This is a genomic window from Sphingosinicella sp. BN140058, assembly GCF_004135585.1.
Taxonomy (GTDB): Bacteria; Pseudomonadota; Alphaproteobacteria; order Sphingomonadales; family Sphingomonadaceae; genus Allosphingosinicella.
Window position 1 is genome coordinate 119,005 of sequence record NZ_CP035501.1, and the last position, 17,484, is coordinate 136,488.

Consider the following 17,484-nt stretch of genomic DNA (forward strand, 5'->3'; position numbering starts at 1 on the left):
CGCCTATCCAGCCAAGGCGGCCGGCGGCGCCGACGACCAGCGGCGGAGCACCCGCTCGAGGCCGGCAACGACGCGGGCAAGCCGCGCATAATCCACCTTGTCCGGCGTATCCGCTTCATGGTGATAATAAGGGTAGCGGAACGCGGCGGTGTCGGTGACCATGGCGGCGGGGATGCCCACCTGCGCGAAGGCCCAATGATCGGACCAGCCAATGCCCTGCATCGCGGCCGGGGCGGTGCCGCCGATGCTCGGAAAGGATGCCGCGGCGCGAAAATCCGCAACACTCGCCCGCACCAACGCGCGCGCACCGGTGGGTCCGACGAAGGCGATGAAGTTCCCGGTCGACGGATAGAGCAGGTCGAGAGGCGACGGATAATGCTGGCTGCCCTGCCGATCCGAATAATAGCCCATCGTCTCGAGCGACAGCATGGCAACGACGCGCTCTCCACTTCGGGCCAGTCGTTCCGCATAGACCAGGCTGCCCATGTCCGGGGTCCTGAAGAAGGGCGGCTCCTCGTTGACGAACAGGACGAAACGGATGCGCATCGCCGAGGTGCCGCGCCGATCCGCCAGCAGCCGTGCGAGTTCGAGCACCGCCGCCGTGCCGCTGCCATTGTCGTTGGCCCCGGCGACGTCGCCCCAGGAATCGTAATGGGCCCCGACGACCAGTGTCGGCGCCGACGCGCTTCTTGGCGCTATGACCGCCTCGATGTTGCGCACCGCCGTCCCGTCCACGTCAAAGAATTGCCGCCCAACGCGATAGCCCGCCGCCTCGAGTGCCCGTTCGATGTGGCGCGCGGCACGTTCCAGGGCTTGCGGATGTGCGACATTGTGCGGCTCGCTCGCGACCGCGCGAACGTGACTGGCGAGGCGTGCAGCCACCTCCCGCTCCGGGGCCGTGAGCGGCGGCAACGCGCCGGCGAAGGAACGTCCCGGGACCGCCGTCATCCACCACGTCAATGCCACGGGGATGCCGATCAGCGTCGTCAGGACGCAAAGGAGCACCAGCAGTCTCGCCGTCTTGCTCATGCCGCCCCCTCTTCCCGCCAACCCGCGGACGAAGCTGCTTCAAGGAGGCGAGAGACGCAAGTCGGAAGGCAGCGACCCGAGATGATCGCGCAAGGGCGTGCGTCGCCGATCCGTCCCAATATCTGAACGGTTCAACGCCGCACAACGGGAAACCAGGGCTCCGCGGCACCGTCGATCGTTCTGCTCCTGACATGAAACACGATCCGAGACCGCTTCGCCGCGCCATCCCGCTGCTCCTCGCAGCCGCCGCGCTCCCGTCCGCCATCGCCTTCGCGCAGGAGGCGCAAAGCACAGGAGACGCGCCGACGGTCGAGCTTGCGCCGCCGGTCACCAGCGCGCCGGTCGACGTCGCGCCGGCGGCGCCGGTCAGCCGCGGGGCGACGACCGCCGCGCCGGCGGCCGACTCCGAAGTCGACGCGGCGAGCCCTTCCCCGCCGCGCCCGGCCACCCGCGCGCCTGCGCGAACCGCAGCGCGGGCCCAGCCGGCAGAGCCCATCACGGTCGAGCCGATGGCAGCCGAGCCAACGTCGGCCGCCGCAACGATCGCCGCACCGGTGACGGCGCCCTCGCCCGCCGCGACTTCGGATCCGCTCGCCACCACAGCTGCTTCAGGAACACCCGAAATCCTTCCCGAGCCGGCGCCCGTCGCCACCGACAGGGTGGCGCCGCCCCCGACGCCGCAGCAGGCGGAGGGATCGGTCCTGCCGCTGGTGATCGTCGGCCTGCTTGCCGTTGCCGGCCTCGCCTTCCTGCTGCTGCGCCGTCGGCGCCGCGCCGAGGACACGGTCTACGAAGACGTCTATGAGGAGGTTCACGCCGCCCCCGCGGCGCCAATGCCGGTGGCCGACACGATCGTAATCGCGCCGAGCGCTGCTACCGCCGCCGCGCCGATCGGGGTGGAAGCGACGCGGCGCCCGTGGCTCGATCTGCAGGTCCGCCCGGTCCGCGCCGGGGTCGAAGGCCGTGAAGCCAAGGTCGAGTTCGCGCTCGACGTCGCCAACCAGGGCGATGCGCCCGCGCGCGACGTCCGTGTCTCGACCTGGATGTTTCCGGCCGGCGCCAACCAGGAGAGCGAAATGGAACGGCTGCTGATCGCGCGGGCGCACGAGACCGAAGGCGGAGATCTGCCGCCGACGACGATCGATGCGGGTGCCGGCGCCCGCATCGAAGCCACCGTCGCGCTCGCCACCGGCGACATCGACAGCGACGCGGTGCTGCCGGTGGTCGTCGCCGAAGCCCGCTACCGCCTCCCCGACGGCAGCGAAGGCCGCACCGCCGCGACCTTTGCGGTCGGCGTCCCCGACGGCGAGGAACTGGCGCATTTCGATCTCGAGCATCCCTCGGGCCTCCACGAGAGCGTCGAGGCGCGGCGTCTCGGGGAGGCCGAGAGGGCGTAATCGTGCGGGAGCCGCCGGAGACTTCGCTCACGGCACCGCCTTCAAACCGTCCACGCGACGAAGCGGGCGCCTTGGTTCATCGGCTCATGTACGACACGAGACCCGCGGTACGGCCGTGACAAGCGCGGAACTCGGCATGGCGAACGTCACCCGCGATCGCGAGAGGATGCACCCGCCATGGCGACTTCCCTGTCGCCGTGCCCCCAAAACAGAAGCGGCCGGTCAGACGACCGGCCGCTCCGTTTCGATCCTGCCCGCGGCTGATCAGAAGCGGACGTGCGCTCCGATCGTCGGGCGGAGGGTGTCGAACGAAATCGTATCGACGGCCACGCGAATGCCGACCTTCGGGCCGACCGCAACGTCGGCGCCGACTCCGACGAGATAATCGCCGATCGTGTCGTCGACATCCAGATCATCGTCGTCGATCAGATCCTCGTCGACGCCGAGCAGGCCCGCTCCGCTGATGTTCACCCACTGATAGCCGGCACGAGCGAAGATGACCGTGCCGCTTCCCGCGCGGAAGCCGACGCGGCCGGCAATGCCATAATCGGAATCGATCGGGCCGTTGCCGAGATTGAAGTTGCCTTCGACGCCGATCACCGTCGAGGTGCCCAGATCGAAGTCGACGCCGGCATAGGCGCCGTAGATCACACCCGAATCATCGATGTCGAACCCGCCCGTGTCGACCTCATCGGTGTCGATGCCGAGGTCGTGAAGACCAACCTGCACGCCGACATAGGGATGAGCTTTCGCAGTCTCCTGCGCATGGGCCACGGCGGGAATGGCGAACGGCAATACTGCCGCGCCAACGATAAACGCGATTTTCTTCATGGAATGCCCCCTTGTGATCGCCGCCAATTGGCGACCGGAGGCGGGCTGATGGGCGAGATCGGCCATTGTTGCAAGACTGCATCGAAAATTGGAGCCACCGTGTTCGAAAAGCAACAGATGTTGAACATCCGCCGCCGCGAGCGTCAGGCTCGGGGCGGCAGTCCAAGGCCAGCCTCACCAGATCGGTGCGGCCGACGGAAGCCAATCCGTCGGAGACTGCGAACGTCAGGAGAAATTGGATATCGCGCCTGAGAAACAGGCCATTGCCGCGACGAGATGCGCCACGAGGACCGCTGATGCGGGAACGTATTTTCGTCGAGCAACGCACCAGAGCAGAATGGCTCCGTAGACCGGGAACTGGAGCAAACCGAGGGTCAGCGAGATCGGTCCGATCCGATCGCCGTTCACGAGCGTCGACAGCATCGGGACCGGGAACAAGGCTCGGGCGGCGCCATAATGGCCGTGACCCGCACCGGCCGATGCAATTGCGATGATAATCGCCGCCAACCCGACAACGAGGCCCAGTCCGAACCCGCCCATGATGGCGCCGACATATCTCCTGTGGCTGACGATCGTCATTAGTCGAGCTTAGTTTCTCCTTCGCCAAGGTTCCACCCGGTTCAGCTTCCCGTCCCCCCCGCCTCCCGCCCCCCGCCCCCCGCCTGCATGTCGGAGAGCTATCCGTGCCGATAGCTTGAACCAGCGGGATCGACCTCTCGCATCCTCAACGATGGGCGCGGAGGCAAATGTCCCGTTGGCACGCAGCCTGACGTCGCCCCCCGGCTCGATGCCGCTTCGGGTGAACGACGAGCTCCAGCGCCTTGCACCCATCTTCGAAACAGGTCACGACCCGGCAATGGACACATGGCAGCCCGCGACAAAGCAGGAGGTCGAGTCATGGGTCCGGAGGGCCGTGGCGGAGACACCTCCCGCCACCAGGGCGATGTACGCATCCCGCCTGGTCGAGCCGTATCCGGCCTCTATCGAGCGGTTGGGGCAGATCGATCAGGTCTACGTTGTTGCCCGCACCGCGACATTGCGCGTCGTTTATTTCGACGACATCGAGGATAATTTCTGCACGGCAACGGAGGTCGACGGAGCTCTGACCGATTGCGCCGATTACGTCGGACTACAGATCGCGATCGAGGAAGCCCTGCGAGAAGCTGGATCGCCCAATTCCGTGAATGGGCGGTTCGCCAAGCACGTTCCTATTCGTTATGGGCTCGCGCGGAGCCCTGCGCCGCGATCGAGCGACCAGTCTCGCCCCGGTCCTGCGCCGTCCATGCAATCACGACTGGCAGCAAGGCGATGAGCGCGCCGACAGGGTACAGGCTGATAGGCCCAGCCACCGGCAATGCCGGTCCGATCGAGGAAAGGGGCAGCAACATGAGGATGAGCCACGCGCTGCTGACGACACCACGCTTGAGACGACAATAGGTAAGAGCGACGAGCGCCAGATAGGCCCACATGCCGAGGAACGCGGCGATCGCGGCCCACAAGGTCACGTAGAGAGCGTCGGCCGGCAGGAGCGCAGTGCTCAGTGGAATCGAGACCGAAGCGAAGGCGAGAAGCACGCTGGCGCGCCTGTAAGGCCGCCGGAGCGCGTAGCGATCGAGCCAGTCTCGCCAGTCTTGCATCAGATGATAGTAGAGCAACCGGCGTCGTCATTCCACCATGACCTCATCTCCCGCGCAAGCTTCCCGATCCGAAACAGGCACGGTTCCGGCAGCCGCGTTCGCGTCTTACAGTCATCAAATCATTGGCAGCAGTTGGCTGAAGGAGCTTCGGTGCGCTTCCGCCGGCAGGAGGGTCGAGCACGAAGCGAGGATAGGAGAGGATCAGTCCGGTGTTGGGAAGCGTCATGGTCCGCACTCCACCCGACTGCCGGGTACGCGCAGCCCCTCCGGTCCCTGAGAGTGTCCCGAAGCCATAATCCCGCACCACGTTGGCGAAGAGCACGGCGGACGAGTAGGTGAGTGGTCCGATCAGGACCTTCACCTCGCCGGAAAAGCGGAGTGGTTCGTCATCGACCGGCAGGGTCGCGCTCTCAATCGTGCCCGCGCCCACTGCGCCGGTCGCCTCTCGCTTCAGGTATCTGGAGCCCTGCTTGTAGGGCCGGGTGGCGATGTAGCGGAGGATCCCATCCTTCCACATGTCATCATCACCTCCACCGTTGGTTCTGACATCGATCACGAGGCGATCGACTGAAGCGCTCTTCATCCACGCAAAGCAATTGCGGGTAAATTGAAAGAAGCGCGCCTTGTCGTCCCAGAAGAACGAGCCGACCGTCAGGTGCGCCGTTCGCCCCGCGTCGATACGGCACGCGAACAGCCGTTCAAAGCTGGCATCCCGCTGGAGAATCTGCGGACGCGCGTGCCCGGCCGCGAAAACCCGGTGCCTGGGAAATCCGCCAAGCACCAGATCGTAGTTGGCCGGCGTTCCATAAAGCTTCGCGTGGAAGAGCCACCACCGTTGGCCAAGCAGAGCCTGGCGAAAAGACGTCGTATCCCCGTGCGCTCTCGCGAGGAGCGCTGCCGCGACCACACGGGCGTCACGGCCGTCGATGCGCAAGATGCGACGACCCGCGAGCGGCGTCGCCGCACCGCCGAGCTTCGAGACGACGACGGGGTAACCTCCGGCATCGATCCGGACCTCGAAAGGAAAGAAGCCTGTTCCATGCCGGATCGCCTCTGCGGCTTGCCCCCGCCAGTCGGGCAGACCGATGAACAGATGACCGTCCGCGAGGATCGGGTTGATCTGTGCCATCGTTGCCCAGGCCTCCGCCTGGTCCATTGGATGATCAAGCTGCGCGCGCACCTTGGCGGCTTCTCGTTCGAGCGTCGCCGGGGCGAGTGAGTGGGCAAGATCGGGATGCTCGCGTTTGATCGTGTCTAGCGCCAGCCGCAGGTCCGCCTGCAAGGCGGCCGAACCGTTCGTCTGCGCTGCGGCCATTTCGGTATTGGCAAGCAGCAACAGCGCGGCTGATAGGAGTTTTCCGAGATGCGTTGTCACCAAGTTTCGCCTTCCAAGCAGCCCTCGGACGCTCTTCTCCGAGGAAGTTTGTTGAAAATTATGGGCCATAATTCAACAGGAGTCCAGACGAATGGATGATCGTCATGATCGGCGCGTGGTCCGAAACCGGGCGCAGGTCCGACTCCTCGCCTCGCCCGTGCGACAGGAAGTGGTTGATACACTTGCCGCCCTTGGTGGCGAGGCGGGTGTGGCGAGCCTGGCGGAACAGCTTGGACGGCCTGCAGACGGCCTCTATTATCATCTGCGCGCCCTCGTAGCGGGCGGTCTGGTGGAGGAAGTGCCGAGCGAAAATGGCGAGCGTCGCTTCCGGCTAGCGGGTGACGGTGCTGGCCCGCTTCGGCTTTCCTACGATCTCGGCCCCGAAGGAAATGCGGCGGAGTTGCGCGCGTTCGTCCACGGACTGTTGCAGATTGCCAATCGCGACTTCGAGACCGCGCTTGGCAGGAGCGACACAATTGTCGCCGGCCCGGCGCGACGGCTCTGGGCCTCACGCAACAAGGGCTGGCTCGATGCGGCGGATGTCGTTGAGGTCAACGCTCTTCTTGCTCGCCTCGGTGAACTGACAAGCCAGCCGAGGGTGAACGGGCGCGACCACCTCGTGAGTCTCGCCTTCGTACTCGCGCCGACCGACGCACGCCCGAAGAGGCGCAAGCCGCGAACATCCAAGGCAAAGCAAACCCGCTAGGGATCGCCTCATCTCTGGACGGGTCGAATAACGGAAACGGCGTCCCCGGGGAGCAGGAACGTCAGCTTTCATGAAGCTGCGGCTCTTCGAATACCATCCCTTTTCCCGCTCTGCTGAATGCGCTGGTGTCACCCTGCTACCCACGACCGTGATTACGCTTCAGGTCGCGCACGTGGCTTTCGGCACACGGCCACATGGTAAGGCATGATCCCGAGCAAGAGCCGATTGATGAGGAGGTCAGTCAAGCCGCCGAGCGGTGAGTTGAGCGCGCGCACGATCGAACCGCGGATCCTGCCGCTAACCACCGTGGATCGCAGTCCTCGCGGAATGAAGCGGATCGGCACGGCGCCGAACGCAGGGGCCACCAGACGCTTGAGCTGTCCAAGGGAGACCAGCGTAACGTCCTCTGCTCCGAATCCGGTCACGGCCTTGATGGCTCCGTCGGCATAGGCCCTCCGCAGTCTTTCGGGAATGAAGCCCCAGAAGGGTAACCCGAAGTGCGGCTCCCGATAGGCCGAGAAGTGGTTCGGCGAGAGTAGGAAGAGCGTTCCCTCTTCGGCGAGGACCCGATGCGCCTCGCTGATCATCGCAGCCTTATTGGTCACATGCTCGATGACGTTGTTCGAGTGGACGAAATCGATCGAGGCCGACGCGATCGGGAGCCGCTCGACGCTTGCGCAGATCAAGTCCACATTCTCAAGGCCCGCCTCCTGGCACAGCTTCTTGGCGAGCACGAGGAAGCGCAGGCAGAAGTCTATTGCGATCACCCGATCGAAATTCGCCGAGAAACCGTGGAGATATTTTCCGTGACTGGCGCCGTTCTCCAGGATCGTTCCACCGCGATGCAATTCGAACCCGCCGTCCGCCAGGTAAAGTTCAGCCTTGTCGAGAATAGCGTGTCCGTGAACCGTATCCTCCGGCTGCAACGGCTCCGCCTTGTGTCGGCTGCTCGCCACGATCTCGTCGACCTCTGCAGCGCCACAGGCCTCACCTGCCATCCTTCGAACCCGCAGTGCCTCGTAGACGCCGACGAGCTGACGATAGGTGCTGGTGCGGTCGAAGGCGTAGGCTACGAGCTCTGCCAGGCGGATGTCTTCGGCGATCGTTTCCCCGGCAGTGCTGTCACCGTAGTCGCGGTGATCCGGGATGCCGAGAGCGGCAAGGTGATCGGCGGGCGCGGTGGCGAGGCGGGAGATCTGGATCGTCATCCGAACAGCGGCCTTTCACTCCATGGCGCGATGACAAAGAGGACAGTTGGAGGCTTAACTCTCATCCCACACCGCCACATCGACGCGATTGATGCCGGCGCGTTGAAGGGTGAAGACGGCGCCGCCGATGCATTTGTACGGCGTCTCTTTGTCATGCAGCACGATCGCACGGCGCGTCTTTGCCTGACGGCCGATTTCCATGAGCCGCTCGCTTGTAACACGCTCACCTTGAAGCATTACTCTGCAGCCGCCGCCGTCGCGCTTCACATTCAACACCAGTTGAGCGGCGTCCTGACCCTCCCTGAGACAGGAGGTGAGCAGAGCAGCGCTCCCGAAAAGGAACCCCGGCATGATTGTCTTTTTCACGACGTCATTATGTACCGGGGAATTCGCCTCGGCAATGTCGCGTCTCTTCCTGGCGAGTTGGTCTTGCCAAATCGCGCCGCGAAGCTACACCCCGTCGCGGAACACGATCTTGGCGAAGGTCAGCGCTGAACCGGCTGATAGGTGATTTCCACACCGGATACCTGTTCGTCTTGTTCGAAAATGCGAGAGCCTCGTGCATAGCGGATCAGCACATGCTGGTTGCTGAGCCACCGCATCTCGGCCCAGGGTCCGCCCCACTCGCCGGTACGCGCTTTTCCGTGATCCGCGTCGGCCACGAACGCATTGCCGCTCCCGGTCGGCACAGCACCATGATCCAGGACGGAAGCCTGGGTGGTGAAGCCTGATGTCGCACCGCAGTTGCGTTCGAACATCGTCACGATGTGCTGCCGGTCCGGAGATTCGATAGTCTGCACAATCGTGTTTTCACACATCTCGCCGGCGAACCACCACAGCGCCGCCGCGGCCGACACGATGATCAAGAGCGACAAGCACCCGAATATCGTGCCGATCCTTCCAACCCAGCGCGCTAAATCGTTCACAGCTCAGCGAACCGTCTCACGCAGAAAACAGCATCGGGCACTTTGCGAGCAATGCCTGCACGTCAATCTTGTCCTCGGATACGCATCCAGGTGCGTGCAACGGTCCCCCGCGATCAGGCTCGGCGCCGCGCAGCCGATCACGGAATCTTGCAGCTTCCCTTGCCCATCGCCGAACAGCCCGAGCTGCAATAGACTTTTGCACTGTTCCCCTTACCGTCGGTGCATTCGGCAACGCTCTTTCCCGATCCGCATATACCGCCGCCGGTTCCGGTCGACAGGCTGTATTTGGTGTTGCCGCACATGAAATCGATGCTCGCCTTGTTGTAGCGCTTCGGCATCGTCAGCTTATCGATCTTCGGTGCTGCTTGCGCCCCGACGATTGCCAGTCCCGAGGTACCGGCTCCCACAGCCACCCCGAGCGCCAGCGCGGCCAACATGAAAATACGCATGCTCGATCCTCCCCACTTCTTCGAGTCGATTTTTTATCATCGTTGAAGAGATGGGGGAAGACGTCTGAAGACACCTTTTGCTCGAGCATTCTTCCTCATGCTGGACCTAAGTCCGCCGTATAGCGAAGGCTCGAAACGAACGCCGATGTGACCTCACTCCTGGAGCGCGGTCTCCAGCTCTAATCCATTCAGTGGCTACTTTGTTAGCGAACCGGGAACGGCAGGAAGAAACAACAGGCGGATGCTTATCCTAGCAACAACCATCCAACGGCGACGAGGACAGTAATAGCAATGATCGACCAGAGGGTGGCGGAGCCGTTCGCGACATGGACCCAGATGCCGTCTTCGCAAAGCAGTTCGCTCTCAGGCGTAAGCGAAGATGCGCGAACTCCAGTTTCCCTGCAGAGCGCATTCGCGAAGCGATCCCAGAGATCCGACCTGTCTGCCTCTGCGGGAGGAAGTGCTCTGCGAAGTGCTGCATACACATCCCCTGCCGTGGTCCAATCATGGGCGTCGGCGTAGTCGAGCCTGACTCCGAACGCGTCCTCCACCTCACTTATGGCAGCGATCTCGTCGCCATCGCCGCCAAGACCGACGTTATGATTTGGGCGCGGGTTCACCCGGGAAGTGTGGGCGAGATAAAGGTGACAAGCAAGGTCGGCTGCCGGCAAACCGGCGCGCCAACGGCTACGACCGCTCTCCACCTTCCCCCGCCTCAGCGGCCGGGTTGGCCGGCGGGGTAGCCAATGTCCGGTTCCCACGCCGCAGTCCGACGTCGCCGCCGTCGCAATCAGATCGTGAGGGTAGACCGGCTCCGACTCCTGGCCGACATTCACTTAAGCTCCTGAAAAACCCTTGCGAACTCTGGCATGCCTAGGCGGCGCTTTTCGTTCGCGAACGTGCGTTCATCAAATGGGCATTCAAGGGTTGCGCAGCGGCCGCCATCCGCGGCCTCGTCAGGGCTTCTGATCAGGTAGTGATCGTCGGTGCGGGCGAGATCTTTTGGCCGGGGCCAGGTCCTTTGGTGGACCGCCAGGGTGATGAACCGGTCGCTCGCACCGGCGGCGAACAGGGTGTCGCCGCCAAGTCCGTCACCCGCACAGCCACCCTCTTCGAGCGAACGGCACAGCAGCACATCCTCCCTCACGTCCACTGCGACCAGTTGCGCGGCAAGGTTAAGCGGCGGCGCCTCCGCTTGCAGATCGGGCCGCTGAAGCCGGCGCCACCCGGTTCCGGAGCAGACCGGAGCTTTAACGACGAAGCTCCGCTTACGCGCGGGCGACCGGGGAGCGCGGCGCTCCCGCCGGAACGAGCCGGCGGCGCGAAAACTATCGCCCGCGGGTCGCCTGCTGACGGCATTCGATCTCCAACGCAAGACGCGCGATGTCCGTTACCAATCGTGCGCGATGTTCACCGGCACCGGCGAGACCGGCCGCTGCAACCTGGCGCTCAGCTTCGCGCCAGCGGCTTATCGCCTCAGCGGTCGCCCTGGAAAGTTCATCCGGAGCATGCTCCTTCGGCGCACTCCGCTCTGGCGCCTTTGCTGCATCGACTGGGTGCCCTTCCACCGTAGGCGCGATCCGTCCGGCTTCCGAAGAACCTTGCGGCTTCGCATCGTTTTTGCGCTCGGCGGGGGCTTTGTCGGGCTGTCGCAAAACTGGGCGGCCCTCCGCTTCGAACTCGGCTTGAGTGACACCTATCACGCCGAGAATCTTCGGCACGTCGGCTTCGCTCGGCTGCTCACCCGCCTTGATTTTCTCGAAGAAGCTGGAGCTTACGCCGGCGTTGATCGTCCAGGCTCTTTCGCTCAACCCTTCCGGCTTGAGCCGGAGGAGCCGATCGTAGAGATCATCCGCAGCGCACGGCGCGGTGTTCGTTGGAACGGGCATGGCGGTAACGTTGGAAATCTGCATGGGAGCTGCCATCGCTTAGCCCCGGGGCGGCCGCAAGGCTCCGACACCCGCCTCATGCCCTGGCGAGGGCACCTCGGCGCAAGTGACATTCACCTTCCTCCAGAATCCTCTGGATCACCGGGTCGCCAGCGTCTCGAGATCCCACTGCCGGAACAGCCTGCACTGGCTTGCGAACGTCGCGTTTCACCCTGCCTGCCGTTCCTGCGGCGTCACCCGGCGCCAGGACGAATGTCGGCGTCTCTGCGGCAGCCTGACGTTCGGCACCGGCTCACGCCAGATCCGGTGACGTGACATGCTGCGACTCGAAGCGAACATGGCTCGCGAGCGGTGTCGCGCTCTTTGCGGCAGCTCGGACGGATCGATATGGCGGCGCGTCTGGAACAGGATCGGAGCGGGGAGATAATGGGCAGAGCCAGCTATCGCGACGCTGTCGATCGCGCGGCTATCCTTTCCGTTCTGTCGGAGTTCGACCCACATATCGCTGGCACACCGCCGCTGGACCTCGATGTACCGACAAGTGACATAGACATCCTCTGCCATGCCCCCGATCCCTGCCGCTTTGCGGCAGCAGTTTGGAAGGCGTTCGGATCGCGTCCGGATTTCAGAATGTGGCAATGGATTGGAGCCGATCGACCCGTCCTGGCGACTTTCGAGGCGCATGAGTGGCAGTTCGAGATCTTCGGACAGGCAACGCCCGTCGCCGAACAGGCGGGTTGGCGGCACCTCGTCATCGAACGGCGCTTGCTCGCTCTCGGTGGTGAGCGCCTTGCCTCTGCCGTGATGGCATTCAGGCGCAATGGCCTGAAAACCGAACCAGCTTTCGCGGCTGCGTTGAAGCTGGGCGGCGACCCATACCAGGTCTTGCTGGACATGGGTGACTGGACTGACGAGTCCTTATCGGCGTCGATCGGTCGCGCCATCGCATGACCGCGTTCGAAGGCTTTGCCGAGAAGACAGGCCACCGGGAAACCACCACCAGCCGCCATACCGGCAAGTCGCCATTCCACCCTACGGGCTGTTCCCGTCGGGAGACAGGGCCGGCGAGGGCAACGGGCACCGTCGCTTCTCCACCATTCCCTGTCGTTCCCGCGACGGCCAGGCGGTCCCACGAATGTCGGGTTCCGCGCGATCGCCTGCCGTGGCCGCCGGCGCGCCCCTGTCTGAGCGCTACGACGCGGATCGACCCATTTCCGACGTTCGCGCATTGGTCGAAACAAAGCGCGATGAACACGCCGGCAGACACAGAGCGAGATGAACTTGAGGCTCGCGTGAGCGATGTTTTGTATGAGGTTGCTGAGTTTGCGTGGCCGGACCTAGCCGAGCGGGTGCCGATCGGACGCACCTATGTGAGGCCCGAAGAGGAAGGGCCGTATATGGCAGTCACATGGGAGGCGGACTGGAAAAGCCGGAAGGGCGGCCCGATCTTAATCGTGGTGACGGGCTATCTCGACGAAGAGCGCCAGCATCCGGTGTGGGGCTCTGCCGAAATCATCCGCAAAAGAGGGCTACTAGCTCGCCTGCTCGCCCAGAAATGAAGGGTAACGACCCGGTTCGGCTATAGCTGGCGCGAACCGTGCCGCGTGACGATCTCGCTGATCCAAGGATCGGTGTATTTCGCGACGGGATCGACCGAGAGCGGATCCGCTCGATGAGGATATTCACCGGCATCAAACGCGAGGAACACTTCGTGAAAGAGCGGAGGCATCTCGGAGGGCGGATTTTCCATCAGGACTGCATACAACCCGTTCGAAGGGCACCTCCGCGCGCAATCCCCAGGCGATTCGCGCCGCCAAGCGCCTCGCCAATCTGGGAGGCGACGCTGCGACGATCCTTAGCGCGGAAAGCACTGAACAGGCGGCGCCGCTCCGTCCGTCCAATCAGATCGAAGCGGTGATCACGAACATGGCAGGCGCCCGCCACACTTCATCGACAGACCTTCAGTCACCGATCGCCCTGGCCGCCCTCGCTTCCGCGTCGGCATGGAGCGTCCAGAAGCTGGCGACGTGCTCGCCCGCGAGCCGCTTTTCCAGCACGGCCAGATGCGCGCCCCAGCCGCCGCCGAAGTTCCTCGCTTCCGCCGGGCTGCGAATACCGCTGTGGGTGAGCGTCAGGCGCGTGCGGCCATCGCCGGCAGCGCTCAGCTCGATCACGACTTCGCCATTGTCGCCATTATCCCAGGTGAAGGCGAGCAGGTGCGGCGGCTCCATCCGCGTGATCGTCTCCGACCAGCTTCTGCCGTTGTAGGGGGCGTAGCGCTCCGGGAACGGCACCGGCTCGTCGGAGAGGTTGTCGTGCGCCATCGTCATGCCGATCGGGCCGCCAACGCGGGCCTCGGTCGGCCCGCCCATGAACCAGCGCGCACGAAGCTCCGGGTCGATCAGGTAGCGCCATACGGTATCGATCGGGGCGGCAAGCTCGCGTTGGAAGCGCAGCGTGCGCGCGGTGATCAGGTCAGCCATGGCCGCGCTCCAGATTGAGTTGCCAGGATATACCGAAGCGGTCGCTCACCCAAGCAAAGCGCGCACTCCAGCCGTAATCATCGGCGGGCATGAGGACAGCGCCGCCGCTCGAGAGTAAATCGAACAGCCGGTCGAACTCGGCGCGATCGCGACAATCGAGGAAGATGGACCAGGACGGCGTGAAGTCGAACCCGTGAGTGATGAAGCTGTCATGCGCCATTACCCGCTGTCCGGCGATCACCGCGACTGCGCGCAGGATCGTGCCCTCCGGCCCAGGACCGTCGGCGCCGAACCGCTCGATGCTTTCGATCCGGCTGTCCGGTACCGTTTCGGCGTAGAAGCTGAGCGCCGCCTCCGCCGTGCCGCCCTGGAACATCAGAAAGGGTGTCGCCTGGGTCATTCGCGATGCTCCTGCGCGATGAGGGTTTCGAGACGGTCCAGGCGCGTGGTCCAGAATTGCTCCCACTGCTTCAGCCATCGGTCGGCCTCGGCCAGCGGCGCCGGGAGGAGACTGCAAAGTTGCGTGCGTCCGACCCGTCGACGCGCCACTAGCCCGGCGCTTTCCAGCACTTTCACATGCTTGGAGGCGCCGGCGAAGCTCATCGCATAGGGTTCGGCCAGTTCGCCGACCGACTTCTCGCCTAAGGCAAGCGTGGCCAGCATGCCGCGGCGCGTGGGGTCGGAAAGCGCGTGAAATGTCGCGTCGAGTCGTTCAACCATGTGGTTGAACTATGAGTTCCGCGCAACATAATCAACCTTTCAGTTGAACGTTACGAAATCATCATGCCAGATCGGGCGCATGCCGCCCCCCGCAGCGTACCCTTGCAGGCATCTCGCTGAGAGTGAGCTACCGCGTTCGCAAGCGCATTGCGTCACTGCAGCCGAGAATGGCGCAAAACGCACATGCCGAGAACGTTGGGTGGCGGCGACTCGAGAATGACCGACTTCCACCCCTCCCCGGCTGTTCCCGGCGCGATCGCAGACCGCGGCTGCCAACGTCCGGTTCCGCGCGACAGGCCGACCTTCGCGCGTCGCCTAGGTAGCGCGAGCTGCTACAGCCGCCTGCGACCCGTTGCGGACCTTGAACTTGAAAGTTTCAGGCTCGCGCTCGATGAGCGATGCTTTGCCATTATATCGGATGTGCGCGAGGGCATGTTTGCGGCAACGCTGGTGCGTGTTGATCTGGCACTCAACCCAACGCCGCCGATGCCTGTTTGCCAGTGCGAGGCGCTCGGCATCAAGGATGCTCAGGTCGTGGACCATGCGGAGTTCCTTGATCAACAGCAACCAACGACCATACGCGCTTCTCGTATTGCGCCGCGTTCGTCGAAGCCCCTCGATGACCGTCTCGCGCGGAGGGAAATCGGCGATCTTTCCGGGCGGCGGGAGCTGTGGCCTGTCGCTCATCCGAAACGATTATAACACCCAATTGCTGCTTTCCAGCCGATCCGGCTGTTGCCGGTGCGATTGGTCGGCGCTGCGGCCAAGGTCCGGTTACGTGCGCCAGCCCGACGTTCGCGCGGCCGAGGGCGCTATCACCGCGCTACAGCGCGGGTCGACCCTTAGCCGACGTTCACTTCAGCTCCTCAAAAACCCTTGTGAATTCTGGCAGCCGTAGGCGGCGCTTCTCGTTCGCGAATGTGCGTTCATCAAAAGGCCCCTTCAGGGTTGCGCCGCGGCCGCCATCTGCGGCCTCGTCAGGGCTTCTGATGAGGTAGTAAAAGTCGGTTCGGCTGGAACCGCTTGGCTGGGGCCAAGTCCTCGGGTGGATCGCCAGTGTGATGAAGCGATCATTCGCGCCTGCGGCAAACACGGTGTCGCCGCCAAGCCCGTCACCGGCGCAGTCACCCCCTTCGAGCGAGCGGCACAGCAGCATATCCTGCATCACGTCGACAGCGACGAGACGGTAGGGCCCGGAGAGCTTCTCTTCGTGCACGAAACCGCTGCCGCAAGAAGCGAGAGCCACTGCACCTAACGATACGATCAGCCTGAACATGGTGCCCCTCCAAGCCGCTCCGATACCATTCAGAGGTCGCCTTTCCACCGAGGCTGTGTGAAAACGTGCTGATGTGATAGGATCCGGTCGATGCGAGGGAGGGCCGGATGGGGCGTTTCGTCGAGGGACAGGACCGGCGCCAAGCGGCATTTCTGCCGGAATGCTTGGACGACTATGTCGGTGCGGATAATCCGGTCAGGCTGGTCGATGCCTTCATCGACGAACTCGATCTACTTGCTTTAGGCTTCACCGGTGCCCGCCCTGCGGCAACGGGCAGACCCGCTTATCATCCGGCGACCATGCTGAAGCTGTATCTGTACGGCTATCTCAACCAGGTTCTGTCGAGCCGCCGGCTCGAGCGTGAAGCCGGACGCAATGTCGAGGCGATGTGGCTGATCGGCAAGCTGGCTCCCGATTTCAAGACGATTGCGGATTTCCGGCGCGACAATGGTGATGCGATCAAGGCGACGTGCCGCCGGTTCGTGCTGCTGTGCCGACAGATGGGCCTCCTCGCCGGCGGCGTCGTTGCCGTGGATGGATCGCGGTTCAAGGCGGTGAACACGCGCGACAAGAACTTCACGCCCAACGCGGTTCGGCGCCGGATCGAACAGGTCGACGCGAGCGTCGCGCGCTATCTCGCTCAGCTCGACACGGCCGATCGTCAGGACGACGAGACTTCGGCGTTGCGCTCGGTACGGCTGAACGAACGCCTAGCCCGGCTACGCGAACAGATGCAGGCTCTGCGCGACATGGAGGCGGCGCTCGCCGACGTGCCTGACGGGCAGATCTCGCTGACCGATCCGGATGCACGTGCAATGGCCACCAATGGCAAGGGCACCGGCATGGTCGGCTACAATGTGCAAGCCGCGGTCGACACGCAGCATCACCTGATCGTCGCCCACGATGTAACCAACCTTGGCCACGACCGCTCTCAGCTCGCCAACATGGGCCGTAAGGCCAAGGCAGAGATGGACGGCGAACGCCTGACCGTGCTCGCAGACCGCGGCTATTATGGCGGCGAGGAGGTGCGCGCCTGCGAGGCCTTGGGCGCAACGCCGATCATACCCAAACCGCTCACCTCAGGGGCCAAGGCGCAAGGTCGCTACGGGAAGCAGGACTTCATCTACGACGTCGACACCGACACCTATCGCTGCCCGGCCGGCGAGACGCTGACCTACCGCTTCGACAGCGTCGAAGCCGGCAAGACGCTGCACGTCTATTGGGCAAGCTCGTGCGCCGCCTGTCCGATGAAAGCCAAGTGTACCACCGGCAAAGAGCGCCGGATCAGGAGATGGGAGCACGAGCACGTGCTCGATGCGATGCAGCAGCGCATCGACAAAATGCCCGATGCCATGCGGATCAGGCGGCAAACCGTTGAACACACGTTCGGCACCTTGAAGCAGTGGATGGGGGCCACCCACTTCCGAACCAAAGGGCTAAAAAACGTAGGAACCGAGATGAGCCTGTGCGTCCTCGCCTACAACATCAAGCGCGTGATCGCGATCCTGGGCATGCCGGCAGCGTTGGCGGCGGTCGGACGCTGACAAGCGTCACCGCG

The 17,484-nt window shown here is 64.0% G+C and carries 23 protein-coding genes; 6 read left to right on the plus strand and 17 right to left on the minus strand.

What is annotated here, in order from left to right; genetic code table 11:
* Nucleotides 1–3: 3 nt before the first annotated feature.
* Nucleotides 4–1,029 (minus strand): M28 family peptidase, encoded by a 1,026-nt coding sequence (locus tag ETR14_RS28995; protein WP_206185929.1) that lies wholly within the window; start codon nt 1,027–1,029, stop codon nt 4–6.
* Between the two features lie 191 nt (nt 1,030–1,220).
* Here ETR14_RS28995 and ETR14_RS00510 point away from each other — a divergent pair, with 191 nt between their 5' ends.
* Nucleotides 1,221–2,426 carry an LPXTG cell wall anchor domain-containing protein gene (locus ETR14_RS00510; RefSeq protein WP_129382865.1) on the plus strand — a complete coding sequence of 402 codons (1,206 nt, stop codon included), beginning with the start codon at nt 1,221–1,223 and terminating at the stop codon, nt 2,424–2,426.
* A 264-nt stretch (nt 2,427–2,690) separates the two neighbouring features.
* On the opposite strand, the gene ETR14_RS00515 is transcribed toward ETR14_RS00510, so the two are convergent.
* The 4 genes from ETR14_RS00515 to ETR14_RS00530 form a co-directional block, all read right to left on the minus strand.
* Nucleotides 2,691–3,257 (minus strand): outer membrane beta-barrel protein, encoded by a 567-nt coding sequence (locus ETR14_RS00515; protein ID WP_165356243.1) that lies wholly within the window; start codon nt 3,255–3,257, stop codon nt 2,691–2,693.
* A gap of 225 nt (nt 3,258–3,482) precedes the next feature.
* A complete protein-coding gene (locus ETR14_RS00520; RefSeq protein ID WP_129382867.1) occupies nt 3,483–3,836 on the minus strand; it encodes a hypothetical protein in 354 nt (117 codons plus the stop codon).
* 629 nt (nt 3,837–4,465) lie between these two features.
* Nucleotides 4,466–4,894, minus strand: a complete 429-nt coding sequence (locus tag ETR14_RS00525) for a hypothetical protein (RefSeq protein WP_129382868.1) — start codon at nt 4,892–4,894, stop codon at nt 4,466–4,468.
* A gap of 43 nt (nt 4,895–4,937) precedes the next feature.
* Nucleotides 4,938–6,338 carry a S41 family peptidase gene (locus tag ETR14_RS00530; protein WP_129382869.1) on the minus strand — a complete coding sequence of 467 codons (1,401 nt, stop codon included), beginning with the start codon at nt 6,336–6,338 and terminating at the stop codon, nt 4,938–4,940.
* A gap of 22 nt (nt 6,339–6,360) precedes the next feature.
* Between ETR14_RS00530 and ETR14_RS00535 the strand changes: the two genes are divergently transcribed.
* A complete protein-coding gene (locus ETR14_RS00535) occupies nt 6,361–6,975 on the plus strand; it encodes a helix-turn-helix domain-containing protein (protein WP_129382870.1) in 615 nt (204 codons plus the stop codon).
* 152 nt (nt 6,976–7,127) lie between these two features.
* Here ETR14_RS00535 and ETR14_RS00540 read toward each other — a convergent pair whose 3' ends face one another.
* The 7 genes from ETR14_RS00540 to ETR14_RS00565 form a co-directional block, all read right to left on the minus strand.
* A complete protein-coding gene (locus tag ETR14_RS00540) occupies nt 7,128–8,183 on the minus strand; it encodes a class I SAM-dependent methyltransferase (RefSeq protein ID WP_129382871.1) in 1,056 nt (351 codons plus the stop codon).
* Nucleotides 8,184–8,237: 54 nt separating this feature from the next.
* Nucleotides 8,238–8,549 carry a hypothetical protein gene (locus tag ETR14_RS00545; protein ID WP_129382872.1) on the minus strand — a complete coding sequence of 104 codons (312 nt, stop codon included), beginning with the start codon at nt 8,547–8,549 and terminating at the stop codon, nt 8,238–8,240.
* A gap of 119 nt (nt 8,550–8,668) precedes the next feature.
* Complete coding sequence (locus ETR14_RS00550) at nt 8,669–9,049, minus strand: hypothetical protein (protein ID WP_129382873.1); 381 nt, start codon at nt 9,047–9,049, stop codon at nt 8,669–8,671.
* Between the two features lie 197 nt (nt 9,050–9,246).
* Complete coding sequence (locus ETR14_RS00555) at nt 9,247–9,558, minus strand: hypothetical protein (protein ID WP_165356244.1); 312 nt, start codon at nt 9,556–9,558, stop codon at nt 9,247–9,249.
* A gap of 245 nt (nt 9,559–9,803) precedes the next feature.
* Nucleotides 9,804–10,178 (minus strand): hypothetical protein, encoded by a 375-nt coding sequence (locus ETR14_RS28050; protein WP_165356245.1) that lies wholly within the window; start codon nt 10,176–10,178, stop codon nt 9,804–9,806.
* 212 nt (nt 10,179–10,390) lie between these two features.
* Entirely contained in the window at nt 10,391–10,711 is a 321-nt protein-coding gene (locus ETR14_RS00560; protein WP_129382875.1) for a hypothetical protein, read from the minus strand.
* 175 nt (nt 10,712–10,886) lie between these two features.
* Nucleotides 10,887–11,471, minus strand: a complete 585-nt coding sequence (locus ETR14_RS00565; RefSeq protein WP_129382876.1) for a hypothetical protein — start codon at nt 11,469–11,471, stop codon at nt 10,887–10,889.
* A gap of 363 nt (nt 11,472–11,834) precedes the next feature.
* Between ETR14_RS00565 and ETR14_RS00570 the strand changes: the two genes are divergently transcribed.
* Both ETR14_RS00570 and ETR14_RS00575 read left to right on the plus strand, forming a co-directional pair.
* Nucleotides 11,835–12,398, plus strand: a complete 564-nt coding sequence (locus ETR14_RS00570) for a DUF4269 domain-containing protein (RefSeq protein ID WP_243455700.1) — start codon at nt 11,835–11,837, stop codon at nt 12,396–12,398.
* Nucleotides 12,399–12,694: 296 nt separating this feature from the next.
* Nucleotides 12,695–13,006: a hypothetical protein gene (locus ETR14_RS00575; RefSeq protein WP_129382877.1), complete on the plus strand. Its 312-nt coding sequence runs from the start codon at nt 12,695–12,697 to the stop codon at nt 13,004–13,006.
* Between the two features lie 20 nt (nt 13,007–13,026).
* Here ETR14_RS00575 and ETR14_RS28055 read toward each other — a convergent pair whose 3' ends face one another.
* From ETR14_RS28055 to ETR14_RS00590, 4 genes are all read right to left on the minus strand, one after another.
* The gene (locus ETR14_RS28055; protein ID WP_165356246.1) at nt 13,027–13,197 is read right to left on the minus strand and encodes a hypothetical protein; all 171 of its coding nucleotides are present in this window, start codon (nt 13,195–13,197) and stop codon (nt 13,027–13,029) included.
* 211 nt (nt 13,198–13,408) lie between these two features.
* Nucleotides 13,409–13,930, minus strand: a complete 522-nt coding sequence (locus ETR14_RS00580) for an SRPBCC family protein (RefSeq protein ID WP_129382878.1) — start codon at nt 13,928–13,930, stop codon at nt 13,409–13,411.
* The gene (locus ETR14_RS00585; protein WP_129382879.1) at nt 13,923–14,330 is read right to left on the minus strand and encodes a VOC family protein; all 408 of its coding nucleotides are present in this window, start codon (nt 14,328–14,330) and stop codon (nt 13,923–13,925) included. The genes ETR14_RS00580 and ETR14_RS00585 overlap by 8 nt, the downstream gene beginning before the upstream one ends.
* Nucleotides 14,327–14,650, minus strand: a complete 324-nt coding sequence (locus ETR14_RS00590; RefSeq protein WP_129382880.1) for a helix-turn-helix transcriptional regulator — start codon at nt 14,648–14,650, stop codon at nt 14,327–14,329. The genes ETR14_RS00585 and ETR14_RS00590 overlap by 4 nt, the downstream gene beginning before the upstream one ends.
* A 216-nt stretch (nt 14,651–14,866) precedes the next feature.
* Here ETR14_RS00590 and ETR14_RS00595 point away from each other — a divergent pair, with 216 nt between their 5' ends.
* Nucleotides 14,867–15,352 (plus strand): hypothetical protein, encoded by a 486-nt coding sequence (locus ETR14_RS00595; protein WP_129382881.1) that lies wholly within the window; start codon nt 14,867–14,869, stop codon nt 15,350–15,352.
* Between the two features lie 151 nt (nt 15,353–15,503).
* Here ETR14_RS00595 and ETR14_RS00600 read toward each other — a convergent pair whose 3' ends face one another.
* Nucleotides 15,504–15,926 carry a hypothetical protein gene (locus tag ETR14_RS00600; protein WP_129382882.1) on the minus strand — a complete coding sequence of 141 codons (423 nt, stop codon included), beginning with the start codon at nt 15,924–15,926 and terminating at the stop codon, nt 15,504–15,506.
* Nucleotides 15,927–16,033: 107 nt separating this feature from the next.
* Here ETR14_RS00600 and ETR14_RS00605 point away from each other — a divergent pair, with 107 nt between their 5' ends.
* Complete coding sequence (locus tag ETR14_RS00605) at nt 16,034–17,470, plus strand: IS1182 family transposase (protein ID WP_129382883.1); 1,437 nt, start codon at nt 16,034–16,036, stop codon at nt 17,468–17,470.
* The last annotated feature ends 14 nt before the right edge of the window (nt 17,471–17,484 follow it).